The sequence below is a fragment of the Pantoea sp. X-Soil-MYKO-1785 genome (genome assembly GCF_059730675.1).
This window is the reverse complement of record NZ_AP036000.1, coordinates 699,005-724,935: the sequence shown is the minus strand read 5'-3', so window position 1 is coordinate 724,935 and position 25,931 is coordinate 699,005. Positions and strand designations below refer to the sequence as shown.

The following is a 25,931-nucleotide window of genomic DNA, read 5'->3' as shown; positions in this document are numbered from 1 at the left end:
GCGAAGCCAGCACGGCTCCAGTGACCTTATGATACGCGCCTGCCGTCCGGCGACAAGACTGCGAATTTCACTTTATTTACGCTACAATCCGTAAAATTTAGCTGAGCATTATCGTTGTGATCTGGCCCGCATTTTTGCGTTACTGATCCAGACCATTAACATGAACCTGTGTCCAAAAGAGAAGTCAGATGGGAAATAGGCCCTACACCATAGCGCTGACAGGGGGAATCGGCAGCGGTAAAAGCTCGATTGCCAGACAGTTCGCTGCGCTCGGGGTCGACATTATCGATGCTGACCTGATTGCGCGCGAAGTGGTTGAGCCTGGGACGCCGGCTTTACAGGCGATAGAGGCACGATACGGTGCTGTGATCCTGACCGAACAGGGCACCCTGGATCGTGCACGGTTACGCGATATTATTTTTCAGACGCCGGAAGAGAAAAGCTGGTTAAACGCGCTGCTGCACCCGCTGATTAATGCCCGCACCCAACAGCTGATCGCCGCAGCCTCTTCACCTTACGTGCTGTGGGTGGTGCCGTTGCTGGTGGAAAATCAGTTACAGCACCAGGCTGACCGGGTACTGGTGATTGATGTCGACGAAGCGACACAAATAGCCCGCACTCAGCAACGCGACCAGCTTTCACTCGCTCAGGTGCAACGTATTCTTGCGGCACAGGCCACGCGGCAGCAACGCCTCGCCTGTGCCGATGACATTATTGATAACAGTGGCGAGCCTGAAGATGCATTGCCACAGGTTGCCGGACTCCATCAGCGCTACCTCAGGCTGGCGGCAACGAAACAGGATTAACACCATGAGCACACCCGTTCTGTTTGAACATCCTTTGAATGAAAAAATGCGAACCTGGTTACGGGTTGAGTTTCTGATTAACCAGCTGGATGAGACTACCCCGCTGGATAAAACTGTTAATGCCCTGACCTTTTTTCGTCTGATCGGCGAACTGCTCGATATTTTCGAGCGGGGCGATATGCGTACCGAGTTGTTGAAAGAGCTGGAGCGCCAGCAGCAGAAATTACGTGCCTGGGCTGATGTGCCCGGCGTGGATATGACGCTGGTGGATGCCCTGCGTGAAAAGTTAAAAATGCAGTCAACCCAGCTGATGAATGCGCCGCGGATGGGCCAACAACTGCGGGAAGATCGTCTGATTGCGCTGGTGCGTCAACGCCTGAGCATTCCTGGCGGCTGCTGCAGTTTTGATTTACCCGGCCTGCATATCTGGCTGCATTTACCCCAGGAGGCGCGTGATGCCCAGGTAGAAGCCTGGATGCAGACGCTGGTACCGCTGCATCACGCGCTGGCGCTGATCCTCGACCTGATCCGTCAGTCCGGGGCATTTCGCAACCAGACCAGCCTGAATGGCTTTTATCAGGACAATGCTGAAGGCGCCGACCTGCTCCGCCTGCAGCTGTCGCTGGAGGATGCGCTCTATCCGCAGGTCTCCGGCCATAAAAGCCGTTATGCCATTCGTTTTATGCCGCTTGATAGTGAGCGTGGTGAAGTGCCGGCCCGACTCAACTTTCAACTGGCCTGTTGTTAGAGGTGAATATGCAGCAAGAAGTTATGACCGTCGCCTGTCCTCAGTGCGGCAAAGATGTTATCTGGGATGAACTCAGCCCGTGGCGGCCGTTTTGCAGCAAGCGCTGCCAGCTGATTGATTTAGGTGAATGGGCCGCTGAAGAAAAACGTATTCCCAGCAGCGGCGATCTGAATGACAGCGATAACTGGAGCGAAGAAGACCATTAATTGCCGGATGGGGTGAGTTGCCCCATCCTGTCAGAACTCGCCAGCAATCAGGCGGGCAATCAGCTGATGATTCGCCGGAGGAAACTCTTCGGCGACCAGCGCCTGCTGATCAACCCAACGCTGCGGCTGTCCCTCTTTGCCCCACGGCTCACCCTTCCAGCCTTCGACCAGAAAGAAATGCAGCGTTACCCGCAGATCCTCATAACTATGGTCAGCCTGACCAATCGGACGCGCTTCGGTGACTTCAATGCCGGTCTCTTCCTGCAATTCGCGAATCAGACCCTGCTCGGCGCTCTCACCCGCTTCAATCTTGCCGCCGGGAAACTCCCATTTATTGGCCATATAGGACGTTGCCGCGCGCTGGGCAAGGAAAATTTGTTTATCGGCATTGCGGATAATACCAACCGCGACCTGCAGGTGCTTCATGAAGAATATCCCGGAATTGTTGGTGAATGAGCGGTGAGTTTAAAACAGGGTGTGGCGGAAGTTAACCGCTTTAACCTGCCGCAACCGCGAAACTCAGCTTCTGTCGCGGGCGTGCGGCAGCCAAAAAAAAGGAGCCAGAGGCCCCTTTTTCATCAGCGGTTAGTCTCAGGCCAGGCGGCCGTGACACTGTTTATATTTTTTACCTGAACCGCATGGGCAGGGATCGTTGCGTCCGACTTTGCGTTCGCCACTCTGCTGCGCCAGTGCTTCGGCCGCCAGCGTCTCTTCTTCAACGTGGCTCAGCTGCTGCTGCTGGGCCAGACGTTCAGCCTCTTCACGACGCTGCTGCTCCATCGCTTCAACTTCTTCCGGCATCCGCACCTGGACCTTGCTCAGCGTACTGATCACTTCATATTTCAGTGATTCCAGCATGGCGGCAAACATGGCGAACGATTCCCGTTTGTACTCCTGCTTCGGATCCTTCTGCGCGTAGCCACGCAGATGGATGCCCTGACGCAGATAATCCATCGCCGCCAGATGCTCTTTCCACAGCGAATCCAGCGTCTGCAACATCACGCCTTTTTCGAAGTTACGCATCATCTCAGCACCCACCACCTCTTCTTTGGCGGCATAGTTTTCCATCGCATGGGTCATGATGCGCTCACGCAGCACCTCTTCATGCAGATCGGGCTCTTTGTCCAGCCATTCCGCAATCGGCAGGTTGAGATCGAAGTCAGTACGCAGGCGCTCTTCCAGCCCTGGCACATCCCACATCTCTTCCAGTGACTGCGGCGGAATGTAGGTATCGATGGTCGCTTTGTAGACGTCATGACGGATGCTGTTGATGGTTTCGCTTACGTCTGACACATCCAGCAGTTCGTTACGCTGACTGTAGATGGCACGACGCTGATCGTTGGCCACATCGTCATATTCCAGCAGCTGCTTACGAATATCGAAGTTACGGCTCTCAACTTTGCGCTGTGCATTGGCAATCGCTTTGGTCACCCACGGGTGCTCAATCGCTTCACCCGGCTTCATCCCCAGTTTACGCATCATGTTAGAGACGCGATCCGAGGCGAAAATACGCATCAGCGCATCTTCCATCGACAGGTAGAAACGGGAAGAACCGGCGTCGCCCTGGCGGCCTGCACGACCACGCAGCTGGTTATCGATACGACGCGACTCGTGGCGCTCAGTACCGACGATGTGTAAACCGCCGGACGCCAGTACCGCGTCATGGCGAATCTGCCATGCGGCTTTAATCTCTTCGATCTGTGCTTCGGTCGGGTTTTCCAGCTCGGCCACTTCGGCGTGCCAGCTGCCACCCAGCATGATGTCAGTACCACGACCGGCCATGTTGGTGGCGATGGTAACCGCGCCCGGCTGACCCGCCTGTGCCACGATTTCCGCTTCGCGGGCGTGGAATTTGGCGTTCAGGACGTTGTGTTTAATACCGGCACGTGTCAGTTCGTTAGAGACCACTTCCGATTTCTCAATCGAGATGGTCCCGACCAGCACCGGCTGGCCGTTGGCGGTACGTTCACGAATATCTTCGATGATCGCGTCGATCTTCTCTTTCTCGGTCATGTAGACCAGATCGGCCAGATCTTTACGCACCATTGGACGGTTAGTCGGTACCACAATGGTATCGAGCTTGTAGATAGAGCTGAATTCGAACGCTTCGGTATCCGCGGTCCCGGTCATACCGGCCAGCTTTTCGTAGATACGGAAGTAGTTCTGGAAAGTGATAGAGGCCAGCGTCTGGTTCTCGTTCTGGATCTCTACCCCTTCTTTGGCTTCAATCGCCTGATGCAGTCCGTCTGACCAGCGACGACCCTGCATGGTACGGCCGGTGTGCTCATCAACAATCACCACTTCGCCATCTTTCACGATGTAATCCACATCGCGGGTAAACAGCGCATGGGCGCGCAGCGCCGCGGTAACGTGGTGCATCAGCATAATGTTGGTCGGTGAATAGAGTGATTCGCCGGCTTCCATAATGCCCTGGCTGACCAGCAGCTCTTCCACCTTAACCAGTCCGCGTTCAGACATGTGCGCCTGACGGGCTTTTTCATCCACCCAGAAGTCGCCTTCACCCTGATGGGTTTCAGTGTCTTCTTTATCCTGGCGAATCAGGTGCGGAATGATTTTGTTTACTTTGGTATAGAGCTCAGAGCTGTCTTCCGCTGGCCCCGAAATGATCAGCGGGGTACGCGCTTCATCGATCAGGATGGAGTCAACTTCATCCACCAGTGCGTAGTGCAGTTTACGCTGCACGCGCTCTTCCGGGCTGAAAGCCATATTGTCGCGCAGGTAATCGAAGCCATATTCGTTGTTGGTGCCGTAAGTAATATCAGCGGCGTAAGCTTCACGCTTCGCTACTGCTGGCAGACCCGACATATTGATGCCGACGGTCAGGCCGAGGAACTCAAACAACGGACGGTTATTCTCAGCATCACGCTGTGCCAGATAGTCGTTGACGGTAACCACGTGCACCCCTTTACCGGAGAGCGCATTCAGATAGGCTGGCAGCGTGGCGGTCAGGGTTTTACCTTCACCGGTACGCATCTCGGCGATGCAGCGGTCATTCAGTACCATGCCGCCGATCAGCTGGACATCGAAGTGACGCATGCCGAACACGCGCTTACTCGCTTCACGCACGGTAGCAAAGGCTTCCGGAATCAGACTTTCCAGCGTCTCGCCTTTTTTCAGGCGCTCACGGAACAGTTCGGTTTTGCCTTTCAGTTCATCATCAGAGAGCTTTTCAAAGTCCGGCTCCATCTTGTTGATGACATCCACCACTTTACGCATGCGACGCAGAGTACGATCGTTACTGCTACCAAAAACCTTGGTTAACATTTTGATTAACATAATAAATATATTCTCAATTCAGCCGGATCATTCCGGTCTGCAAAATCTAAACAGAGTGAATAAAACCAAAAATATTAGCAGGACAATCGGGTGGGTCCGGCGCGGATGCCATGAACGCGGGCATGCCATTCAACCCATGAGTGGGTGACAGCCGTAAACAGCGGTGGAGTCGGGGTTGTCTGCGGCACAGCGCGCAACGCAGAGTGTGACGTCAGTAAGTCATGCAGCGAATCGATCAGCGCCAGCTTTTGTGCCGCCAGCGGCAGAGTTTGTTGTTCCGCCTGCGCCTGGGGGGTTAGCGTGAAAGAGAGATGACGAATAACGGTGCGGATGGCGTGCTGGTGCCAGTAATCCACATTGAAACTGGGGCGGCGTGCCGTTTCCTGCAGGCGAATCAGATGATCAAACCGCGCGGCGTTGCCCATGAACAGGCTACTGGCCGGCGATTCAGATGAAGCATTGAGTTCAGAACTTTGCGCACAGGCAGGTAAGCCGAGACTGGCCGCGACCATCCCTAACAGGAGATGAGGCCAGAAATAGCGTCTACCTAATTGTCGCCAGCGCAGAAGAATTCCGATCACAACCTTTCCATCGCGCATGCTCTGTTGCGCTTCCGTTTTCGTTCGCCCGCCGCGAGCGGCAGCGGTATTCAGCCTGTAAAAGCGCCAGAGATAGTATCACTAATGTGGGGCATCCACACCTGGGATTAAAGTGGCGGTGCGAGAAATTGCGCGCGATTGTTCAGCAATTCAGCAAAACAGGCGGCGCGGTACGAGCAGGCTCGACAGCAGCAGCAGGGGCGGGAACCATAAAAAAACGGCTGGCGCCGCTGACCGGAGAGGGTGTCAGCATAACCAGCCGTTTCACGTTCTGAGGTAATTAAGCCAGAACCAGATTCGGTGCTTTGAATGCCAGCGGCAGTTCAGCTTCGTCTTCGAAGGTTGCCCATTCCCAGGCTTCCTGCTTAGCCAGAACCGCTTGCAGCAGCTTGTTGTTCAGCGCATGGCCCGATTTGAACGCGGTGAAGGCGCCAATAATGTTATGACCACACATAAACAGGTCGCCGATAGCGTCCAGCATTTTGTGGCGGACAAACTCGTCCTCAAAACGCAGGCCTTCTTCATTCAGTACGCGGAAATCATCCAGACCTATCGCACAATCTAAGCTACCGCCCAGGCACAGGCCTTTAGACTGCAGATATTCGATTTCACGCATAAAGCCAAATGTACGCGCCCGGCTGATTTGACGAACAAAGGCGTCAGCAGAGAAGTTCATCGCATAACGCTGCGAGCTGGAATCGATCGCCGGGTGTTTGAAGTCAATGGTGAAGTCGAGCGAGAAACCGTTGTACGGTTTGATCTCAGCCCATTTGTCACCCTCTTCCACACGCACGGTCTGCTTAACGCGCACAAATTTCTTCGCGCTGTTGAGCTGCTCGATACCCGCATCCATCAGCAGATAGATAAACGGTGCTGCGCTGCCATCCATAATCGGGATTTCTGGTGCATCGACTTCAACAATAATGTTATCGATCCCCAGACCCGCCAGGGCGGCATTAAGGTGTTCGACCGTTGAAATACGCACGCCTTCATCATTCACCAGGCAGGTACTCAGCATGGTGTCGCGCACGTATTTTGCATCAGCCGGAAAATCTACCGGTGGATTCAAGTCGGTGCGACGATAGATGACCCCGGTATTAGCCGACGCAGGGCGTAATGTCAGTGTGACTTTCTTGCCGGTATGTAAACCGACACCAGTCGCCTGAACAATACGTTTTAGTGTCCTTTGTTTGATCATCGTATTATCTCGCAATATTACCTTTCCGACCGCCAGTATACTTTACCAGCGGGCAGACACTTTAGCACAAAGAGCGGGAGAACCCAATTATAGGGTTAATCCTAGTCGGCTTGCTTACGCAAAAACGCCGGAATATCAAGGTAGTCTGGCTCTTTGTTTGATTGCGCAGCCTGGTCGTTAACCACTTTAGCCGCCGGTTTCTGCTCCTGCGGCAGCGGTGACATACCGTGCTGCTGATAGCGATGATCCATAACCGGCTGGCTGGCTGGCTTATTGGTCACCAGGGTGATTTCCGGACGTTTGTCCATGCCGATACCGGTTGCCACCACGGTGACGCGCAGTTCGTCATTCATTTCTGGATCCAGTGAAGTACCGATCACCACTGTCGCGTTGTCAGAGGCGAAGGCGCGGATAGTGTTACCCACGGTTTCGAACTCATCCAGACGCAGGTCGAAGCCAGCCGTGATGTTGACCAGCACGCCGCGCGCGCCAGACAGGTCGATATCTTCCAGCAGTGGGCTGGAGATCGCCATTTCAGCCGCTTCTTCAGCGCGGTCTTCACCACAGGCAACGCCTGAACCCATCATGGCGTAACCCATTTCAGACATCACGGTACGCACGTCAGCAAAGTCGACGTTCATCAGACCCGGACGGGTAATCAGTTCGGCGATACCCTGAACCGCGCCTTTCAGCACGTCGTTGGCTGCGCCAAAGGCGTCCAGCAGGGAGATGCCGCGACCCAGAACTTTCAGTAGCTTGTCGTTTGGAATAGTAATCAGTGAATCGACATGCTTAGAGAGTTCCGCGATCCCCTGCTCAGCAAACGCCATGCGTTTCTTGCCTTCGAAGTTGAACGGCTTGGTGACAACGGCTACGGTCAGGATACCCAGATCCTTCGCCACTTCCGCTACCACAGGCGCTGCACCGGTACCGGTACCGCCGCCCATGCCGGCTGCGATGAAGACCATGTCTGCCCCTTCCAGCGCAGAACGCAGTGCTTCGCGATCTTCTTCTGCAGAGTTACGGCCGACTTCCGGGTTCGCACCCGCACCCAGACCTTTGGTAATGTTATTACCGATCTGAATCGTCTGGCCGACAGCTGTTTTACGCAGCGCTTGCGCGTCGGTATTCACAGCAAAGAATTCCACACCTTCGATACGCTCGCGTACCATGTGCTCTACGGCGTTGCCACCGCCACCGCCGACGCCGATGACTTTAATCACCGCGTCATTGGTTAATTCCATAGGTTCAAACATGATTTCTCTCCGTTATGTGCCTGTCGCCTGGAGATCACTAAACAAAACAGCATGATCCCCTTTCACAAAAATTAAAACTCTTTTTTCAACCAACTATTGATGCGCTTGAACCAGTTGCCTACGGAAACCCGTTTTTCGGTCTCTGCATCGCCGTTCATGTGCGACTCTTTGCCGTAATGCAACAGTCCCACCGCGGTGGAGTAGTACGACTCCTGCGCATAGTCAGTTAAGCCGGTAATATTCAGCGGTTGTCCGATACGCACCTGCGTATGGAATACGCGTTGCGCACAGGCCGCCAGTCCTTCAATTTGCGCGGCACCCCCGGTCAGGACAATGCCTGCCGCAAGATGATGCTTCACGCCCTGCTGACGCAGTTGTTCCTGTAACTGCAGAATCTCGTCATTGACCAGATTCAAAAGCTCGGTGTAACGCGGCTCAATCACTTCGGCCAGCGTCTGACGCTGCAGGCTGCGCGGTGGACGTCCGCCCACGCTCGGCACTTCAACGTTCTCATCTTTGCCAACAATCGATCCCAGCGCGCAACCGTGACGTACTTTGATCGCTTCCGCATCGGTTGGCGGTGTGCCAAACGCATAGGCGATGTCGCTGGTGACCACGTTGCCTGCATAAGGAATAACCTTAGTGTGCCGTAAAGCACCGCCGGTATATACGGCAATGTCCATTGTACCGCCACCAATGTCGACAACACAGACGCCCAGCTCACGTTCGTCTTCGGTCAGGACGGCAAAACTGGATGCCAGGCCGGCAAAAATCAGTTGGTCAACTTTCAGGCCACATCGTTCAACGGCTTTGACAATATTTTTCGCCATATCATTGTGGCAGGTGATCAGATGCACTTTTGCCTGCATCCGCACCCCGGAAAGACCGACCGGATTTTTGATGCCTTCCTGATAATCGATGGCGTATTCCTGAGGAATAACATGCAGGATGCGATGCTCGTCACGCACACGCACCGACTTAGCGGTATGTACGACGTTCTCTACATCATCCTGAGTCACTTCCTCTTCGGAAATCGGAACCATCCCGATTTCGTTCTGACAACTAATATGTTTGCCCGATAACGCAAGGTAGACGGAGGAAATCTGGCAATCTGCCATCAGCTCAGCCTGATCGATGGCGCGCTGTACGCATTTCACCACCGACTCAAGGTCATTCACGCCACCTTTATCCATACCGCGGGACGGGCAGCTGCCCACCCCAATAATATTGACCATACCATCGGGCAGAATTTCCCCAACCAGGGCGGCAACCTTCGCGGTGCCAATTTCGAGTCCAACTACCAGTTTTCTGTCCGTTGCCTTGATCATTGTTGTTTAGCCTGTGCCTGGTTCTGTTGCTGATTACTGTCCTGTGGCTCCATCACGACCGGCGTCCAGCCAACAGAGGCGCCCGAGTCGTATCGTAAATCCACGTAGCTGATACGTTTGCTCTCGTTCTGACCTTGCTGTTGCAGTACCGGGTAGAGCTCAATAAAGCGGTTCAGACGCTTCATGGTGTCGCTGCGCCCCAGTTCGATGCGCACATCGTCACTGGTGACCAGCTGCCATGAACGCCGGGCCGTCATCGACGCGACCTTCAGGGTAAACTTTCTGGCCTTCAGTACATCGTCCATGCTGTGATAACCCGCCAGCACCTCTTTCTCACTGCCTTCCGGTCCATACAGCATCGGCAGGGTTTCTTTGCCGATATGGTTAGCCGGAACGCTGAAGGAGACGCCATCCGCGTCCACCATATGCAGATCGTTCCAGCGCGCCACCGGTGTATATTCCACCAGATGAATCTTCAGTTCGTCCGGCCACTGTTTACGCACGCTGACCTGCTTAATCCACGGCAGCCGCTCAATCTGCTGCTGCAGAATATCCACGTCCTGCGACATAAACGTGCCCGGCGCGCCAAGTGACAGAATCGCCTGGCGAATGTCATCGTGGGTGGTGTAATGGGTTTGCCCGGTCACCACCAGTTTCGATAACGGCAGGCGTGATGCATCGTTCATCCACTTCAGCACCACCAACCCACCAGAAATCATAATGCCTATCACGATCAGCAAAAAAACGATGCCGAACAGTCGGGCTCCGTTACTGCGCCCGGTGCGTATACGCTCCTGCGGTTCACGGTTTCGAACTCTCATCGCCGCCTGTGACATATCAGTCGGCCAACTCCAGAATATGCGCAACCAGCTGCGCGAAACTCATGCCGGCCTGTTTCGCCGCCATCGGCACCAGGCTGTGGCTGGTCATGCCCGGTGAAGTATTGGCTTCCAGCAGCTGGAAATTGCCCGCACCATCGGCCATCACATCCACCCTGCCCCAGCCGCGACAGCCAAGCGCATGCCAGGCCGCCAGCACCAGTTGCTGCAACTCAGCTTCACGCGCCGGGCTCAGATCGGCCGGACAGATGTACTGAGTATCGTCAGAAATATATTTTGCTTCATAGTCATAGAACTCGCTGGCGCTCTTTATTTCGATAGAGGGCAGGATGCGATCGCCCACAATCGCCACCGTGTACTCCGCGCCACTGAGAAACGCCTCGACCAGTACGTTATCGTCGTGCTCAAAAGCGGTCGCCAGCGCGTCAGGTAAGGCGCTCAGCGCATTGACCCGGCTGATCCCCACGCTGGAACCTTCACAGGCGGGTTTGACGAATAACGGCAGCCCGAGCGCAGCAATGGCCTCTTCCGTCTCTGCATCCAGTCCGGCATCGAACTGCTGGCGCGTCAGCCAGACAAACTGCCCGGAAGGCAAACCGCGCCCCTGCCACAGCAGCTTGGTGCGTAGCTTGTCCATGGTGACCGCTGACGCCATCACGCCGCTGCCGGTGTAAGGCAACTGCAGGAATTCCAGCACCGCCTGTAGCGTGCCATCTTCGCCACCACGGCCATGCAGAGCGATAAACGCTTTGGTAAAGCCCTGCTCTTTGAGCGTCAGTACCGAGACATCGCGGGTGTCGACAGCGTGCGCGTCGATACCGCTTTCACGCAGCCCGGCCAGCACCGCCTGACCAGACATCAGCGACACTTCGCGCTCGGCGGACGTCCCACCCATCAATACGGCAACTTTGTCAGCCATGACGATCCTCCGCTTTACGTTCCGGCTGGAGCTTGCAATCCGCCAGCTTGCGGGCAACCTTGCCGACGTTGCCGGCCCCCTGCACCAGAATCAGATCGTTGCCAGACAGCAGCGGTGCCAGCATTTCTGGCAATGCGTCATGCTCAGGCACCAGAATCGGATCAACCTTGCCGCGATTGCGAATCGCACGGCACAGCGAGCGACTGTCAGCACCAGGAATCGCCGTCTCGCCGGCAGAGTAGACGTCCAGCATCAGCAGGACATCAACCTGTGACAGCACGTTAGCGAAGTCATCAAACAGGTCGCGGGTACGGGTGTAGCGATGCGGCTGAAACACCATCACCAGCTTTTTATCCGGCCAGCCGGCACGTGCCGCTTTAATTGTCGCATCCACTTCGGTCGGATGATGGCCATAATCGTCCACCAGCATCGCACTGCCCGCCTGACCGTTAACCGGTTCGGTCGGGAACTCACCCAACAGATCGAAACGGCGGCCGGTGCCCTGGAAACTCTCCAGCGCGGCCAGAATCGCATTGTCATCAATGCCCTCTTCGCTGGCCACCGCCACTGCTGCTGCCGCGTTAAGTGCGTTATGACGACCCGGCGCATTCAGGGTAATCTGCAGCAGCGGTTTGTCCTGACGGACCAGCGTAAAGTGGCCCTGTGAACCGCGCTGATAGTAATTTTCAATGCGGAAATCCGCATCATCACTGAAGCCATAAGTGGTGATTTGACGTCCCACCCGCGGGATCAGATCACGGATCACCACATCATCCACGCACATCACGGCACGGCCATAAAACGGCAGGTTGTGCAGGAAGTTAATAAAAGTCTGCTTCAGGTTCTCGAAGTCGCCCTGATAGGTATCCATATGGTCGGCTTCGATGTTGGTGACAATTGCCACCATCGGCTGCAGATGCAGGAACGATGCATCGCTCTCATCGGCTTCCGCAATCAGGTAACGACTGCTGCCCAGGCGCGCATGAGTGCCTGCCGCTTTCACCAGGCCGCCATTAACAAAGGTCGGATCAAGACCGCCCTCGGCATAAATACTCGACACCATCGCCGTGGTGGTGGTTTTGCCATGGGTACCCGCAACGGCGATGCCATGACGGAAACGCATCAGCTCAGCCAGCATTTCGGCCCGACGGATCACCGGGATGCGCTGCTCGCGCGCAGCCACCAGCTCTGGGTTGTCCTGCGCAACGGCGCTGGAGACCACCACCACACTGGCGTCGGTCACATTCTCAGGGCGATGGTTGAAATAAATGGTGGCACCCAGCGCAATCAGGTTCTGGGTCACCGGGTTAGGGGCCAGATCTGAACCGCTGATATGGTAGCCTTCATTTGCTAACACTTCGGCAATACCGCCCATGCCAGCACCGCCGATGCCGACAAAGTGGATGTGCCGGACGCGTCGCATCTCGGGCACAATAGTTCGCAGTTTTGCCAATTGTTGTGTATTCATCGCTCTCAATTACCTGCTCTATCAGTTTGTGCTCAACCCGAGCACGGGTCAGACGCGCTGACCGGAATGATTACTTTGCGGCGCGAGCCACTTCCTGCGCGACCCGCTCGGTCGCATCGGGGATCGCAACCTGACGGGCCTGTTCGGCCATCGTCAGTAATGTCGGGCGATCCCAGTGGCGCAGCAGATCCGCTACCGCCTCCGCCGTAAACTGCGGCTGCTCAAAAATTCGGGCCGCGCCCGCTTTCTCCAGCGGCAGCGCGTTCCAGTACTGCTGGCGATCTTTGTGCTGAAACGGCACAAAAATCGCCGGTAAACCGGCAGCAGCCACTTCGCTCACCGTTAAGGCGCCGGAGCGACAAACCACCACATCAGCCCATGCATAGGCTGCGGCCATATCATCAATAAACTCGGTCACCTTGTGCTGGGTCTGGCCGACTTGCTGATAGGCTTTTTCAACTACCGGCAAACCGCCTTTCCCGGTCTGGTGCCACAGCGTGATCTGATCACCCAGTTCAGCGGCAACCTGCGGCAGCGTCTGGTTCAGCACCCGCGCGCCCTGACTGCCACCAACCACCAGCACCCGAATCGGGCCGCTGCGCTGGGCCAGCCGTTCAGCTGGCAGTGGCAGCGCCAGCACGTCGGTACGCACCGGATTGCCGACCACATCCGCCCGGGGGAACGCGCCGGGAAATGCCTGCAACACTTTGGTGGCGATCTTCGCCAGCCATTTGTTGGTCAGGCCGGCAATGCCGTTCTGTTCATGCAGCACCACCGGGATACCGCAACTCCAGGCCGCTAAGCCGCCCGGTCCGGAGACATAGCCGCCCATCCCCAGTACCACATCCGGTTGCCAGGCTTTCATGATGCGACGCGCCTGACGCCATGCGTTGAAGATGCGCAGCGGGGCCAGCAGTAACGCCTTAACGCCTTTGCCGCGCAGTCCGCTGATGCGAATGAAATCGATGTCGATACCGTGCTTCGGCACTAAATCTGCTTCCATACGGTCGGCAGTGCCTAACCAGCGGACCTGCCAGCCCTGCTCCATCAGATGATGGGCAACAGCCAGACCGGGAAAGACATGCCCACCGGTTCCGCCTGCCATCACCATCAATCGCTTACTGCTCATCGACCACCTCGGGTAAACGCCTGCGCTTTTGCCAGACGCGTTTCATAATCTATGCGTAACAAAAAGACGATGGCGGTCGACATAATAATCAGACTCGACCCACCGTAACTGATCAGCGGCAGGGTCAGACCTTTAGTCGGCAGCATACCGGCTGCCGCGCCGACGTTAACCAGGGCCTGAAAGCTAAACCAGACGCCAATTGAACAGGCCAGAAAGCCAGAAAAACGCTGATCCAGCTCCAGTGCACGGCGGCCAATCGACATCGCACGAAAAGCGACGAAGAATACCATTAACAGCGCCATAACCACACCGATGTAGCCGAGTTCTTCACCGATAATCGAGAAAATAAAGTCGGTGTGCGCTTCGGGCAGATATTCCAGTTTTTGCACCGAGTTACCCAGCCCCTGGCCCCAGAATTCACCGCGGCCAAATGCCATCAGCGACTGGGTCAGCTGGTAGCCGCTGCCGAACGGATCTTCCCACGGGTTCCAGAACGATGTGACGCGGCGCATACGGTACGGCTCGGCGATAATCAGCAGCACCACGGCAAAAATGCCGGAGCCGATGATGGCCAGGAACTGCCACAGTTTGGCACCGGCCAGGAAGAGCATGGCCAGCGTGGTGACGAACAGCACCACCACGGTACCGAGGTCCGGTTGCGCCAGCAGCAGCACCGCCAGCACCACCATCACGCCCATCGGCTTACAGAAGCCCCAGAAGTTGTTACGCACCTCTTCCACTTTGCGCACCAGATAGCTGGCGAGATAGCAGAACAGGGTCAGTTTGGATAATTCGGCGGGCTGAATACGCAGCGGGCCGAGGGCGATCCAGCGCGAGGCCCCGTTAACCGAACTGCCGACCACCAGCACAATCAGCAGCATGGCGACAGAGGCCATCAACATCACGTTGCTGTAGCGCTGCCAGAAATCCATCGGCACCCGCAGCGTGACCAGCGCCATGCCGACCGCCAGCGCGATATAAAACGCATCACGCTTGGCAAAATAGAACGGATCATCGTTGAGACGCTGACCGACCGGCATCGAGGCAGAAGTCACCATCACAAAACCAATCACTGCCAGACCTAAGGTCAGCCACAGCAGCGTGCGGTCATACAGCACCAGCGAGGTGTCATCACTCTCGCGCGACCCCATGACCCAATCTTTCAGGCGACCAGAGAAGAAACGCGCCAGACCCGCGCCAGGAATATGCATCAGCTCAGCTCCTTCGCCAGTTGCGCGAACTGTTCGCCACGCTGTTCAAAGTTGCGGAACTGATCAAGGCTGGCACAGGCCGGTGACAGCAGCACCATATCGCCTGACTGCAGCTGCGGGACAATCTGTTCCAGCGCCTGACGCAGGGTTTCGGTGCGCACAGCTATTTCCGGACGCAGCGACGCCAGCGCATCGCCATCGCGGCCAAAGCAGTAGGTCCGCACCTTGTCGCCCTGCAGATAAGGCGTCAGCGGCGAGAAATCGGCTGATTTGCCGTCGCCGCCCAGCAGCAGCCACAGGGTGCCGCTGACCTGCAGGCCATTCAGCGCCGCTTCGGTGCTGCCGACGTTGGTGGCTTTAGAATCGTTGATCCAGCGCACGCCCTGATGCTCATGCACCAGCTGGAAGCGATGCGCCAGGCCATTAAACTGGGTTAATGCAGCCAGGCTGGAAGCGCGCGGCAGTCCTACCGCATCGGCCAGCGCCAGCGCCGCCAGCGCGTTGGTGTAGTTGTGTTGTCCCACCAGCTTCATTTCAGCGGTGTTCAGCACCTTCTCGCCTTTCACCCGCAGCCAGACATTGCCCTGCTGCTTATTGAGATGATAGTCACCGAAGTCAATGCCAAAGCTGACGCAACGCGCATCTGCGCCGCGTACCGGCATGGTCAGCGCATCATCGGCATTGACGACGCAGACCTTCGCATTTTCATAAATGCGCAGTTTGGCGGCACGATACTGCTGCATGCCCAGCGGATAGCGGTCCATATGATCTTCACTGACGTTAAGTACCGTCGCTGCCGCCGCTTTCAGACTGTGGGTGGTTTCCAGCTGGAAGCTGGAGAGTTCCAGCACATAAAGCTGTGCCGGTGACTGCAACAGGCTGAGCGCCGGTAAGCCGATATTGCCGCCCACGCCGACCTGCCAGCCGGCCGCTTTCGCCATCTCACCCACCAGCGTGGTCACGGTGCTTTTGCCGTTGGAGCCGGTAATCGCCACGATCGGTGCCTGGGCTTCACGGCAGAACAGCTCAATGTCACCAACGATTTCAATGCCGGCTTCTACCGCTTCGCTCAGAATAGGATGGGCCAGCGCGACGCCCGGGCTGGCGACAATCAGGTCGGCATCCAGCAGCCAGTCGCCGTTAATGCCACCCAGATGGCGTTCCACCTGCGCCGGCAATTTATCCAGCCCCGGCGGCGACACACGGGTGTCCATCACGCGAGGCGTTACGCCCTGCGCTAAAAAGAAATCAACACAGGAGAGACCGGTCAGGCCTAACCCGATGATGACCACTTTTCTTCCCCGATAGTCAGCCATGATTAACGCACCTTCAGCGTGGCCAGGCCAATCAGCACCAGCATTAGCGAAATAATCCAGAAGCGCACAATGACGCGCGGTTCCGGCCAGCCCTTCAGTTCATAGTGGTGATGGATCGGCGCCATGCGAAAAATACGCTGGCCGCGCAACTTAAACGATCCCACCTGCAGGATCACCGACAGCGTTTCAACCACGAATACGCCCCCCATGATCACCAGTAAAAACTCCTGACGCAGCAGCACTGCAATGGTGCCCAGTGCGCCGCCTAACGCCAGCGAACCCACATCGCCCATAAAGACCTGAGCCGGATAGGTGTTGAACCACAGGAACCCCAGCCCTGCCCCGACGATGGCGGTACAGACAATCACCAGCTCACCGGCATGACGCAAATAAGGAATGTGCAGATATTCGGCAAACTTCACGTTCCCGGTTGCCCAGGCCACCAGCGCGAAGCCCGCCGCAACAAATACCGTTGGCATAATTGCCAGCCCATCAAGGCCATCGGTCAGGTTGACGGCGTTGCCGGTGCCGACAATCACAAAGTAGGCCAGCAGCACATAAAACAGCCCCAGCTGCGGCATGATGTCTTTGAAAAACGGCACCACCAGCTGCGTCGCGGGGGTATCTTTGCCGGCCACGTACAAGGCAAACGCCACGCCGAGCGAAATCACCGACATCCAGAAATATTTCCAGCGGGCGATCAGGCCTTTAGTATCTTTGCGCACCACTTTGCGGTAGTCGTCGACAAAACCGATGATGCCAAAGCCGATCAGCACCACCAGCACGCACCAGACATACGGATTTGACGGATAAGCCCACATCAGCACCGAAATGGTAATTGAGGTGAGGATCATGATGCCGCCCATGGTCGGGGTCCCGCGCTTGCTGAAGTGCGATTCCGGGCCATCGTTACGGACTACCTGTCCAATCTGCAATTTCTGCAGCCAGGCAATCAGGCGCGGTCCCATCCACAAAGAGATAAATAACGCGGTCAGCAGGCTGACAATGGCGCGAAACGTCAGATACGAAAAGACGTTAAAGCCCGAATAAAAAGCGACCAGATGCTCGGCCAGCCAAACTAACATGTTCCTTTCTCCTGTAAGCTCTGTACTACCTGCTCCATGGCGGCACTACGCGAGCCTTTAATCAATACAGTGATTTCTTTGTGTTCGGACAACAGCTGACGTAAACGTTCAGTCAGCGCGGTTTTATCGCTGAAATGTTCGCCAACGCCGCTGCTTTCGCTGATCAACTGGCTGACGCTTCCCACGCTCAGGACCTTATCGATACCGGCAGCACGCGCCGCCAGCCCGACTTCACGGTGACACTGTTCGGTCTCTTCACCCAGCTCCGCCATATCGCCGGTGACCATCACCCGATAACCCGGCATTTCTGACAGCACCTGCGCCGCAGCGGTCATCGATCCGACGTTGGCGTTATAGCTATCATCCAGCAGCAGCTGGTGGGCAGATAAACGTATCGGGAACAGGCGGCCCGGCACCGACTGCAGCGTTTTCAGCCCTTGCTGTATCGCACTCAGCGGAGCATCAACCGACAGCGCCAGGGCCGCCGCCGCCAGCGCGTTGGCGACGTTATGCCGTCCCGGCAGCGGCAGCGTAATCGCCACCTCACCGCGCGGCGTCACCATCACAAAGTGGGTGCCATCATGCGCAATGCTGATATCACGGGCAGAGAAATCACATCCGGCCGCCTGCGGCGAAAAACGCCACACCGTCTGGCCCTGCAGGTGCGCCTGCCAGTTCGGCCAGTCATTGCTATCCGCATTGAGGATCGCCGTGCCGTTGGCCGGCAATCCCATAAATATTTCGCCCTTGGCTCTAGCGACGCCTGCCAGCGAGCCAAACCCTTCCAGATGCGCCGCCGCCAGGTTGTTGACCAGCGCGCTCTCCGGCCGCACCAGTTCGGTGGTGTAAGCGATCTCGCCCTGATGATTAGCACCCAGCTCAATCACCGCGTACTGATGATCTTTGGTCAGACGCAGCAGCGTCATCGGGACGCCAAAATCGTTGTTGAGGTTACCGGCGGTATACAGGGTTTCACCGCACTGGCGCAGGATCGCTGCGGTCATTTCTTTGACCGAGGTTTTCCCGGATGAGCCGGTCAGTGCCACGACCCGGGCTGTCGCCTGCTGGCGTACCCATGCCGCCAGCTTGCCAAAGCCGAGTCGGGTGTCCTCAACCACCACCTGCGGAACGGCGACAGGTAAATGCTGACTCACCAGCAGCGCCTGCGCGCCGTTAGCAATCGCATCACCCACAAAGTCATGGGCATCAAAACGTTCGCCGACCAGCGCGATAAACAGGCTGCCTGCCGTCACTTTACGGGTGTCGGTGGTGACGTCAGCAACGGTTAAATCACTGCCATACAGCGTGCCGCCGGTGATTTCAGCGAGCGTACGTAAGGAAACCGGGATCATGCCGCGCCTCCCAGCAGCGCCGCTACCGTGGCGCGATCGGAGTAATCCAGCCGGCGATTGCCGATGATCTGGTAGTCTTCGTGGCCTTTACCCGCCACCAGCACGATATCGTCCGGCTGCGCCTGCATGATGGTGTTGGTCACCGCCTGTGCGCGGCCTGAGACCACGCGGGCGCGACCCGGGTCCAGCAGGCCGGTCAGAATATCTTTCACAATCGCCTGCGGATCTTCACTGCGCGGATTGTCATCGGTGATCACCACCACATCAGCGAATTGCTCAGCGATGGCGCCCATTAACGGACGTTTGCCTTTATCACGATCGCCGCCGCAGCCAAACAGGCACCACAGTTTTCCTGTGCAATGCAGGCGTGCGGCTTCCAGCGCTTTTTCCAGCGCATCCGGGGTGTGGGCATAATCAACCACTACCGTCGGTTTGCCGGCAGCACTAAATACTTCCATCCGGCCGTTGACCGGCTGCAATTTCGCTGCTGCGTTGATCAGGGCGTCAAGCGGATAGTCAAGCGCCAGCAGCGTCGCCAGCGCCAGCAGTAAGTTGCTGACGTTGAATGCTCCCATCAGACGACTGTCGATCTCGCCTTCACCCCAGCTGGAGCTGAAGCGGATATGCGCGCCATTATCGTGATACTGCACCGCGTCGGCTTTCAGCCAGCGCCCGCGACAGCCAGGCTGTAAATTATTTTCCATCGTCACGGCAACCGCATCAGGCAGGCTGGCCAGCCAGCGACGACCGACTTCATCATCGGCGTTCAAAATCGCCTGACCAACCTGATGCTCAGAGAACAGCAGCCATTTGGCGGACTCATAGCGCTGCATATCGCCGTGATAATCGAGATGATCGCGGCTGAGATTGGTGAACACGGCGGCCGCAAACGGCAATGCCGCAACACGGTGCTGAACCAGCCCGTGGGAAGAAACCTCCATCGCGGTCAGCGTGGCACCTTGTTCCGCCAGATCGTACAGCAGATGCTGAACATCGACCGCCGAGCCGGTGGTGTTTTCCGCCGGCGTAAGCTGGCCGATCAATCCGTTACCCACCGTTCCCATCACTGCACTTGTTTCGCCCAGCAGGCTGGCCCACTGCGCCAGCAGCTGGGTGGTGGTGGTTTTTCCGTTGGTGCCGGTGACGCCGATCAGCGTCTGTTTTTCGCCCGGCTGCTGGTAGAAACGTCCGGCTAAGGCCGAAAGACGCTGATGCAACTGCGTCAGATAGATAACCGGTACGCCGTGCATTTCACGGATTTCACCGTCGGCCGCTTCTCCTTCGGCTTCGGCCACAACGGCGGCAACGCCTTGTGCAATCGCCTGCGGAATAAAACGGCGTCCATCAGCCTGATGGCCTGCAACAGCGACAAACAGATCGCCGGATGCCGCAGTACGGCTATCCAGTGTCATGTCACGCAGTGGACGCGCCGGCGCGCCTGGCACCCATGGGCCGAGTAAGTCGCGCAGGTTACGATCTGTCACTTGATTCCTCACTTCTGTTAGTCACCATCTCGTTCTTGTCATTGGTCGGTAAGGCATCCGGCTCGATGTTCATGGTGCGCAGTACGCCGCCCATGATGGCACCAAATACCGGCGCAGAAACCGCACCACCGTAGTACTTGCCGGCCTGGGGATCGTTGATCACCACCACCAGCGCGAATCGAGGATGACTGGCAGGCGCAACACCTGCGGTATAAGCAATGTATTTGTTGACGTAACGTCCATCCGGCCCGACCTTTTTGGCGGTACCGGTTTTGATGGCGATGCGATAGCCTTTAATCGCCGCTTTCACCCCACCGCCACCGGGCAGCGCCACGCTTTCCATCATGTGCATCACGGTTTTAACCAGTGACTCATCGAAAACGCGTTGTCCCGCGACAGGGGGATCGACCTTCGTGATCGACAGCGGGCGGTTAATACCGTAGCTGCCAATGGTTGCGTAGACTCGCGCTAACTGTAACGGCGTTACCATTAGCCCGTAGCCGAAAGAGAAGGTGGCCCTCTCTATGTCAGACCACCGTTGTTTTTGAGGGTATAAGCCACTGCTTTCCCCGACCAGCCCCAAATTGGTCGGTTTGCCCAGCCCAAAGCGCGCGTAAGTATCTACCAGCGCTGAGGAAGGCATCGCTAACGCCAGACGTGAAACCCCGACGTTACTCGATTTCTGTAAGACCCCGGTCAGGGTCAGTTCGCTGTAGCGCGCCACGTCTTTGATCTCATGACCATTGACGCGGTACGGCACGGTATTCAGTACGCTGTTCTCTTTGACCACGCCGCGCTGCAGCGCGGTCATCACCACCATCGGCTTGACGGTAGAGCCCGGCTCGAAGATGTCGGTAATGGCGCGGTTACGCATCAGATCTTTCGGCGTGTTGCTGAGGTTATTCGGGTTGTAAGCCGGGCTGTTGGCCATCGCCAGCACTTCGCCGGTATTCACGTCCACCAGCACCGCAGTGCCCGATTCAGCTTTGTTAAAGGCGACGGCGTTATTCAGTTCGCGATAAACCAGCGCCTGTAAGCGCTCATCAATGCTCAGGGTCAGGTTATGCGCGGCGCGGCTATCAACCGAGGAGATATCTTCGATGACCCGACCAAAACGGTCTTTACGCACCGTTCGTTCGCCCGGCGCACCGGTCAGCCATTTATCAAAACTTTTCTCAATCCCTTCAATGCCCTGACCGTCGATATTGGTAAAACCAATCAGATGAGACGTGACCTGCCCCGCCGGGTAGTAACGGCGTGACTCTTCACGCAGATGGATACCGGGCAGTTTCAGTTTTTTGACGTACTCGCCGATGGCCGGATTAACCTGGCGCGCCAGATAGACAAAGCGGCCTTTGGGATTGGCATTAACCCGCGCGGCCAGCTGGTCGAGCGGAATCGAAAGCGCATCCGACAGCGCCTTCCAGCGGCTGTCCAGCGTGACGCCGCCGCCGGCATGCAGCTCTTTGGGATCGGCCCAGATAGCGTTAACCGGCACGCTCACCGCCAGCGGTCGTCCGGCGCGGTCGCTAATCATGCCGCGTGACGTCGGCACCGCCTGAACGCGCAGCGAGCGTAGATCGCCCTCTTTCACCAGCTTGTCAGGATTAATCACCTGCAGCCAGGCAACACGCGACAGTAATCCTCCCAGCGCCAGCAAAATACAGCCGCACAGCAACGCAAAACGCCAGCTTACAAAGCTGGCCTTATCTTCCGGTTTCTTCAACTTCAGCGTTCTGCCTGCGCCGCTCATTCGCTATCTGAGGTCCTTATTTCTGCACCACAATATTTTCTTGTGAAGGATCAACGTGCTGCAATTGCAGCTTCTCGGTTGCGATTCGTTCAACACGACTGTGATCGCCCAGGGCGTTTTCTTCGAGGATCAGGTTGCGCCATTCGATATCCAGCGCATCCCGCTCCAGTACCAGCTGTTCACGCTGCGCCGTCAGCAAGCGAGTTTTGTGCGTGGTGGTGACCACCAGTACCGCAGAAACCAGCACGGCGATCAGCAGCAACACTGGAATCTTGCCTTTTCGCAGCAGATCGCCGCCAATCACGCCAGGCAGGCTGTGGCGCTCATTGCCGATCATGCGTCGGTCTTCTCCGCGATACGTAACACCGAGCTGCGGGCACGTGGGTTCTCAGCCACTTCAGCCTCGCCCGGCGACAGTTTGCCCAGCAGCTTCAGTTCTCGTCCGCCCAGCGCACGTAACTGCTGTTCCGTCATCGGCAAGCCGGCGGGGACCTGCGGCCCGCGGCTCTGATCGCGCATAAAGCGCTTCACCAGCCGATCTTCCAGTGAGTGGAAGCTGATTACCGACAGACGTCCCTGCGGCGCCAGCACCTCAACCGCGCCTTTCAGCGCAATGTCGATCTCTTCCAGCTCACTGTTGATCCAGATACGAATCGCCTGGAAGCTGCGCGTCGCCGGATGCTTAAATTTATCTTTCACCGGCGTGGCGATGGCGATCACCTCAGCCAGCTCTTTGGTGCGGGTCATCGGCTGCTCGCGGTTGCGCTCAACAATGGCGCGGGCGATACGTTTAGCGAAACGCTCTTCACCATAAGTCTTCAGCACGAAGGCGATATCGGCCTCTTCGGCATGGAGCAACCACTCAGCGGCAGAATGGCCGCGCGACGGGTCCATTCGCATATCCAGTGGTCCGTCGCGCATAAAGGAGAAGCCGCGTTCAGCATCATCCAGCTGCGGCGACGACACGCCTAAATCCAGTAAAATGCCGTCAATTTTGCCGACTAATCCCAGCTCAGAAACGTACTCCGCCAGCGCGGAAAAAGGACCATGAATAATCGAGAAACGCGGATCGGTGATCTCAGCGGCCGCGGCAATAGCTTGCGGGTCACGATCGATAGCGATGAGCTTTCCCTTCGCGCCAAGCTGCGAAAGAATTAAGCGCGAATGACCGCCACGACCGAATGTGCCGTCGATGTAAATCCCGTCTTCCCTGATATTGAGGCCGTTAACCGCCTCATCCAACAGCACGGTGGTATGTTTAAAATTTTCCTGCATAGCTATAGCGACAAGTCCTGCAACCGCTCAGACAAAGGTTCCTGAGCCGACTGTTCTGCGTCAATATCGTCCCTGACTTGTTGATACCAGGTCTGTTCATCCCACAGTTCAAACTTGTTGAACTGTCCAACCAGCATCACTTCTTTAGTTAATTTCGCGTGCTGGCGAAGCGTATTCGCCAGCAACAAGCGGCCTGCATTATCCATCTGACACTCACTGGCATGGCCCAGCAACAGGCGCTGCACGCGGCGCTCAAGCGGGTTCATACTGGATAAGCGGGCCAGCTTTTTTTCAATGATTTCCCATTCGGGCAGGGTATAAAGCAACAGGCATGGCTGGTGGAGGTCGATGGTACAGACCATCTGCCCCTGAGACTCACTGTTCAGTAAATCGCGATATCGCGTTGGTACTGCGAGCCGCCCTTTACTGTCGAGATTGACTAACGTTGCTCCGCGGAACATGCCAGCCTTACCCCCTGGTCACCCATTTACGCCACTTTATCCCACTTTTTACCACGAAACGAGTTTAAGGACCCGATGAAATCCTTGTCAAGCCGGAGCGGCAGCTCAATATCACTATTTGCAGGCCGCTGAATTAGCCTCTGGCGAGGATATATTCAAATAAAAGACAAAAATAAAAATTAAGCTGATGAATACCTGAATAAAAATAGCGGCACGGGGAAAAACGGCTAAAAATGAAACAATGTAAAGCGCAAAATATTTATCGCAGTTTCTGAGACAGCGGCGGCATTTTAGGGGATTTCCGAAAGGAAGCCCAGCGGCTTGAGGCGGGACGGGAAAAGAGGGTTTGCTGAAGTTGTAAACAATTAATAAAAAATAAAGCTTTTTGATTTGTTAGTTTCGGTGAGCAGAATTTACGCTTTTTTACCTCTAAGCGCTTTTATAATCGGCCAGAAGCGGCAATTTAAAACAGACGGGCAGCTTAATACTGCCCGTCACTCATTTAACTTTGCGGCTTAATTGGCCGCGACGGTATAAATTACGCCGGATGCGGGTTAAACCCGGTTTTGGTTTTCTCGGTTCGTCTAAAGAGGCTAAAACTAATTCCAGCACCCGCTCGGCGACGTCACGATGGCGCTGCCCCACCGCCAGCACCGGACACTCAAGAAAGTCCAGTAATTCGTGGTCGCCAAATGTGGCGATAGCCAGCTCGGTCGGGAGCCGCCCGTCACGTTTCAGCGTCACATCCATCACGCCCTGCAGCAGGCCAAATGAGGTGGTAAACAGCGCCTCCGGCATCGGGTGATCTTCAAGGTACTTTTCAAATTGCGCCGCCGCAGCGGTACGCTCAAAACTGTTGCAGTAGATGTAGTCAATCGGACGGTTGTCCTCTTTCCACGCATCGCGGAAGCCCATTTCACGCAGAAAACTGACTGAAAGCTCGGGCAGCGCGCCGAGAAACAGCACATTTTTAACCTCAAGCTGACGTAATTCCGCAGCCAGCATATAGGCATCATCCTGATCGGCACCCACCACGCTGGTGAAATGCTCACGATCGAGGGCGCGGTCTAAGGCGATGATCGGCAGGGGATCGTTGATCCAGCGCTGATAAAACGGGTGTTCTGGCGGTAATGAGGTAGAAACGATGATTGCATCGACCTGCCGTTGCAACAGATGCTCAATGCAGCGCATCTCATTATCCGGTTGATCTTCCGAACAGGCGATCAGCAACTGATAACCCCGCTGTCGTGCCTGACGCTCAAGATAATTCGCGATGCGGGTATAGCTGGTATTTTCCAGATCGGGAATCACTAAGCCAATGGAGCGCGTGCGCCCGGCACGCAGCCCCGCCGCCACCGCGTTAGGGTGGTAATTGTGCTCACGCACCACCGCCATTACTTTCTCAACGGTTTTGTCGCTGACACGATACTGCCGCGCTTTGCCGTTAATGACATAACTGGCCGTGGTACGCGACACGCCTGCCAGACGCGCAATTTCATCCAGTTTCACGATAACCCTCAATCGAAGCCGTTCATACGACAAAAAATAGCCGCAGTTAAGCTATGGACAACTCATGGTTATCATCTAACAGCAGAAAAGTGCGCGGAGCAAATGCTTTTCTGAATGTAGCTGGTCTGGCGCATAAAAAATAAAAAAAACCCGGCATTTCGCCGGGTTAGAGTCATCCTGAGTGATTACGCTGCGTGATTAACGCATGATGCGATCGCCGCGTGACACGCCGACGATTCCCGAGCGCGCCACTTCGACAATCTCCGCCACATCGCGCACGGTATTCAGGAATGCGTCCAGTTTGTCGCTGGTGCCGGCCAGCTGAACCGTATACAGCGTTGGGGTCACGTCGATAATCTGGCCACGGAAGATCTCCGCGTTGCGCTTCACCTCTTCCCGACCGTAGCCATTGGCCTGAATTTTCACCAGCATGATTTCACGCTCAACGTAGGCGCCCTGCCCCAGTTCGGTTACGCGCAGCACATCAACCAGCTTGTGCAGCTGCTTTTCGATCTGCTCCAGTACCTTCTGATCGCCGACGGTCTGAATCGTCATGCGCGACAGCGTCGGATCGTCCGTTGGCGCCACGGTCAGGCTTTCGATGTTATAGCCGCGCTGTGAGAACAGGCCGACCACGCGGGATAATGCGCCGGATTCGTTCTCCAGCAGAACCGATAAAATGCGACGCATAG

24 protein-coding genes are annotated in these 25,931 nt (G+C 56.4%); 3 read left to right on the top strand and 21 right to left on the bottom strand.

Annotation, left to right across the window (positions count from 1 at the left end; genetic code table 11):
• Positions 1 to 188: 188 nt before the first annotated feature.
• From coaE to yacG, 3 genes are read left to right on the top strand one after another with little or no spacing between them, the layout of a single operon-like run.
• Positions 189 to 806 (top strand): dephospho-CoA kinase, encoded by a 618-nt coding sequence (coaE, locus tag AC6I8D_RS03205; RefSeq protein WP_312055387.1) that lies wholly within the window; start codon positions 189 to 191, stop codon positions 804 to 806.
• 4 nt (positions 807 to 810) lie between these two features.
• Positions 811 to 1,554, top strand: a complete 744-nt coding sequence (zapD, locus tag AC6I8D_RS03200; RefSeq protein ID WP_497819646.1) for a cell division protein ZapD — start codon at positions 811 to 813, stop codon at positions 1,552 to 1,554.
• Positions 1,555 to 1,562: 8 nt separating this feature from the next.
• Complete coding sequence (gene yacG, locus AC6I8D_RS03195) at positions 1,563 to 1,760, top strand: DNA gyrase inhibitor YacG (RefSeq protein WP_031376700.1); 198 nt, start codon at positions 1,563 to 1,565, stop codon at positions 1,758 to 1,760.
• Positions 1,761 to 1,790: 30 nt separating this feature from the next.
• On the opposite strand, the gene mutT is transcribed toward yacG, so the two are convergent.
• The 21 genes from mutT to ilvN form a co-directional block, all read right to left on the bottom strand.
• Complete coding sequence (gene mutT / locus AC6I8D_RS03190; protein ID WP_069728429.1) at positions 1,791 to 2,186, bottom strand: 8-oxo-dGTP diphosphatase MutT; 396 nt, start codon at positions 2,184 to 2,186, stop codon at positions 1,791 to 1,793.
• A 165-nt stretch (positions 2,187 to 2,351) separates the two neighbouring features.
• Positions 2,352 to 5,057 carry a preprotein translocase subunit SecA gene (secA, locus tag AC6I8D_RS03185; RefSeq protein ID WP_031376702.1) on the bottom strand — a complete coding sequence of 902 codons (2,706 nt, stop codon included), beginning with the start codon at positions 5,055 to 5,057 and terminating at the stop codon, positions 2,352 to 2,354.
• A gap of 74 nt (positions 5,058 to 5,131) precedes the next feature.
• A complete protein-coding gene (secM, locus tag AC6I8D_RS03180; RefSeq protein ID WP_497819645.1) occupies positions 5,132 to 5,638 on the bottom strand; it encodes a secA translation cis-regulator SecM in 507 nt (168 codons plus the stop codon).
• Positions 5,639 to 5,936: 298 nt separating this feature from the next.
• On the bottom strand, positions 5,937 to 6,854 hold the full coding sequence (gene lpxC, locus AC6I8D_RS03175) for a UDP-3-O-acyl-N-acetylglucosamine deacetylase (protein ID WP_031376704.1): 918 nt from the start codon (positions 6,852 to 6,854) through the stop codon (positions 5,937 to 5,939).
• Positions 6,855 to 6,955: 101 nt separating this feature from the next.
• Complete coding sequence (ftsZ, locus tag AC6I8D_RS03170; RefSeq protein WP_009092127.1) at positions 6,956 to 8,110, bottom strand: cell division protein FtsZ; 1,155 nt, start codon at positions 8,108 to 8,110, stop codon at positions 6,956 to 6,958.
• Positions 8,111 to 8,181: 71 nt separating this feature from the next.
• Complete coding sequence (gene ftsA / locus AC6I8D_RS03165) at positions 8,182 to 9,438, bottom strand: cell division protein FtsA (protein ID WP_003854739.1); 1,257 nt, start codon at positions 9,436 to 9,438, stop codon at positions 8,182 to 8,184.
• Positions 9,435 to 10,274 carry a cell division protein FtsQ gene (gene ftsQ / locus AC6I8D_RS03160; RefSeq protein ID WP_031375972.1) on the bottom strand — a complete coding sequence of 280 codons (840 nt, stop codon included), beginning with the start codon at positions 10,272 to 10,274 and terminating at the stop codon, positions 9,435 to 9,437. Before ftsQ ends, ftsA begins: the two co-directional genes overlap by 4 nt.
• A 1-nt stretch (position 10,275) precedes the next feature.
• A complete protein-coding gene (locus tag AC6I8D_RS03155) occupies positions 10,276 to 11,196 on the bottom strand; it encodes a D-alanine--D-alanine ligase (protein WP_497819644.1) in 921 nt (306 codons plus the stop codon).
• Positions 11,189 to 12,664, bottom strand: coding sequence for a UDP-N-acetylmuramate--L-alanine ligase (gene murC, locus AC6I8D_RS03150; protein WP_497819643.1), 1,476 nt, complete (start codon positions 12,662 to 12,664; stop codon positions 11,189 to 11,191). Before murC ends, AC6I8D_RS03155 begins: the two co-directional genes overlap by 8 nt.
• Positions 12,665 to 12,734: 70 nt before the next feature.
• Complete coding sequence (gene murG / locus AC6I8D_RS03145; RefSeq protein ID WP_312055382.1) at positions 12,735 to 13,793, bottom strand: undecaprenyldiphospho-muramoylpentapeptide beta-N-acetylglucosaminyltransferase; 1,059 nt, start codon at positions 13,791 to 13,793, stop codon at positions 12,735 to 12,737.
• Complete coding sequence (gene ftsW / locus AC6I8D_RS03140; RefSeq protein ID WP_312055381.1) at positions 13,790 to 15,004, bottom strand: cell division protein FtsW; 1,215 nt, start codon at positions 15,002 to 15,004, stop codon at positions 13,790 to 13,792. The genes murG and ftsW overlap by 4 nt, the downstream gene beginning before the upstream one ends.
• Entirely contained in the window at positions 15,004 to 16,320 is a 1,317-nt protein-coding gene (gene murD, locus AC6I8D_RS03135; RefSeq protein ID WP_312055380.1) for a UDP-N-acetylmuramoyl-L-alanine--D-glutamate ligase, read from the bottom strand. The genes ftsW and murD overlap by 1 nt, the downstream gene beginning before the upstream one ends.
• 2 nt (positions 16,321 to 16,322) lie before the next feature.
• Positions 16,323 to 17,405: a phospho-N-acetylmuramoyl-pentapeptide-transferase gene (mraY, locus tag AC6I8D_RS03130; RefSeq protein ID WP_031375978.1), complete on the bottom strand. Its 1,083-nt coding sequence runs from the start codon at positions 17,403 to 17,405 to the stop codon at positions 16,323 to 16,325.
• Positions 17,399 to 18,757 carry a UDP-N-acetylmuramoyl-tripeptide--D-alanyl-D-alanine ligase gene (gene murF, locus AC6I8D_RS03125; RefSeq protein ID WP_497819642.1) on the bottom strand — a complete coding sequence of 453 codons (1,359 nt, stop codon included), beginning with the start codon at positions 18,755 to 18,757 and terminating at the stop codon, positions 17,399 to 17,401. The genes mraY and murF overlap by 7 nt, the downstream gene beginning before the upstream one ends.
• Positions 18,754 to 20,241: a UDP-N-acetylmuramoyl-L-alanyl-D-glutamate--2,6-diaminopimelate ligase gene (gene murE, locus AC6I8D_RS03120; RefSeq protein ID WP_497819641.1), complete on the bottom strand. Its 1,488-nt coding sequence runs from the start codon at positions 20,239 to 20,241 to the stop codon at positions 18,754 to 18,756. The genes murF and murE overlap by 4 nt, the downstream gene beginning before the upstream one ends.
• Positions 20,228 to 21,994 carry a peptidoglycan glycosyltransferase FtsI gene (locus AC6I8D_RS03115; RefSeq protein ID WP_312055377.1) on the bottom strand — a complete coding sequence of 589 codons (1,767 nt, stop codon included), beginning with the start codon at positions 21,992 to 21,994 and terminating at the stop codon, positions 20,228 to 20,230. The genes murE and AC6I8D_RS03115 overlap by 14 nt, the downstream gene beginning before the upstream one ends.
• A 16-nt stretch (positions 21,995 to 22,010) precedes the next feature.
• Entirely contained in the window at positions 22,011 to 22,331 is a 321-nt protein-coding gene (gene ftsL, locus AC6I8D_RS03110; protein WP_031375982.1) for a cell division protein FtsL, read from the bottom strand.
• Positions 22,328 to 23,269 (bottom strand): 16S rRNA (cytosine(1402)-N(4))-methyltransferase RsmH, encoded by a 942-nt coding sequence (gene rsmH / locus AC6I8D_RS03105; protein ID WP_312759377.1) that lies wholly within the window; start codon positions 23,267 to 23,269, stop codon positions 22,328 to 22,330. The genes ftsL and rsmH overlap by 4 nt, the downstream gene beginning before the upstream one ends.
• Positions 23,270 to 23,271: 2 nt before the next feature.
• Positions 23,272 to 23,730, bottom strand: coding sequence for a division/cell wall cluster transcriptional repressor MraZ (mraZ, locus tag AC6I8D_RS03100; protein WP_069728434.1), 459 nt, complete (start codon positions 23,728 to 23,730; stop codon positions 23,272 to 23,274).
• A 498-nt stretch (positions 23,731 to 24,228) separates the two neighbouring features.
• The gene (cra, locus tag AC6I8D_RS03095; protein WP_312055375.1) at positions 24,229 to 25,239 is read right to left on the bottom strand and encodes a catabolite repressor/activator; all 1,011 of its coding nucleotides are present in this window, start codon (positions 25,237 to 25,239) and stop codon (positions 24,229 to 24,231) included.
• A 198-nt stretch (positions 25,240 to 25,437) separates the two neighbouring features.
• A complete protein-coding gene (ilvN, locus tag AC6I8D_RS03090; RefSeq protein ID WP_312055374.1) occupies positions 25,438 to 25,929 on the bottom strand; it encodes an acetolactate synthase small subunit in 492 nt (163 codons plus the stop codon).
• Positions 25,930 to 25,931 lie beyond the last annotated feature (2 nt).

Coding starts and splice junctions, on each gene's coding strand:
- coaE (WP_312055387.1), top strand. CDS start 189: ATGGGAAATAGGCCCTACACCATAGCGCTGACAGGGGGAATCGGCAGC.
- zapD (WP_497819646.1), top strand. CDS start 811: ATGAGCACACCCGTTCTGTTTGAACATCCTTTGAATGAAAAAATGCGA.
- yacG (WP_031376700.1), top strand. CDS start 1,563: ATGCAGCAAGAAGTTATGACCGTCGCCTGTCCTCAGTGCGGCAAAGAT.
- mutT (WP_069728429.1), bottom strand. CDS start 2,186: ATGAAGCACCTGCAGGTCGCGGTTGGTATTATCCGCAATGCCGATAAA.
- secA (WP_031376702.1), bottom strand. CDS start 5,057: ATGTTAATCAAAATGTTAACCAAGGTTTTTGGTAGCAGTAACGATCGT.
- lpxC (WP_031376704.1), bottom strand. CDS start 6,854: ATGATCAAACAAAGGACACTAAAACGTATTGTTCAGGCGACTGGTGTC.
- ftsZ (WP_009092127.1), bottom strand. CDS start 8,110: ATGTTTGAACCTATGGAATTAACCAATGACGCGGTGATTAAAGTCATC.
- ftsA (WP_003854739.1), bottom strand. CDS start 9,438: ATGATCAAGGCAACGGACAGAAAACTGGTAGTTGGACTCGAAATTGGC.
- ftsQ (WP_031375972.1), bottom strand. CDS start 10,274: ATGTCACAGGCGGCGATGAGAGTTCGAAACCGTGAACCGCAGGAGCGT.
- AC6I8D_RS03155 (WP_497819644.1), bottom strand. CDS start 11,196: ATGGCTGACAAAGTTGCCGTATTGATGGGTGGGACGTCCGCCGAGCGC.
- murC (WP_497819643.1), bottom strand. CDS start 12,664: ATGAATACACAACAATTGGCAAAACTGCGAACTATTGTGCCCGAGATG.
- murG (WP_312055382.1), bottom strand. CDS start 13,793: ATGAGCAGTAAGCGATTGATGGTGATGGCAGGCGGAACCGGTGGGCAT.
- ftsW (WP_312055381.1), bottom strand. CDS start 15,004: ATGCATATTCCTGGCGCGGGTCTGGCGCGTTTCTTCTCTGGTCGCCTG.
- murD (WP_312055380.1), bottom strand. CDS start 16,320: ATGGCTGACTATCGGGGAAGAAAAGTGGTCATCATCGGGTTAGGCCTG.
- mraY (WP_031375978.1), bottom strand. CDS start 17,405: ATGTTAGTTTGGCTGGCCGAGCATCTGGTCGCTTTTTATTCGGGCTTT.
- murF (WP_497819642.1), bottom strand. CDS start 18,757: ATGATCCCGGTTTCCTTACGTACGCTCGCTGAAATCACCGGCGGCACG.
- AC6I8D_RS03115 (WP_312055377.1), bottom strand. CDS start 21,994: ATGAGCGGCGCAGGCAGAACGCTGAAGTTGAAGAAACCGGAAGATAAG.
- ftsL (WP_031375982.1), bottom strand. CDS start 22,331: ATGATCGGCAATGAGCGCCACAGCCTGCCTGGCGTGATTGGCGGCGAT.
- rsmH (WP_312759377.1), bottom strand. CDS start 23,269: ATGCAGGAAAATTTTAAACATACCACCGTGCTGTTGGATGAGGCGGTT.
- mraZ (WP_069728434.1), bottom strand. CDS start 23,730: ATGTTCCGCGGAGCAACGTTAGTCAATCTCGACAGTAAAGGGCGGCTC.
- ilvN (WP_312055374.1), bottom strand. CDS start 25,929: ATGCGTCGCATTTTATCGGTTCTGCTGGAGAACGAATCCGGCGCATTA.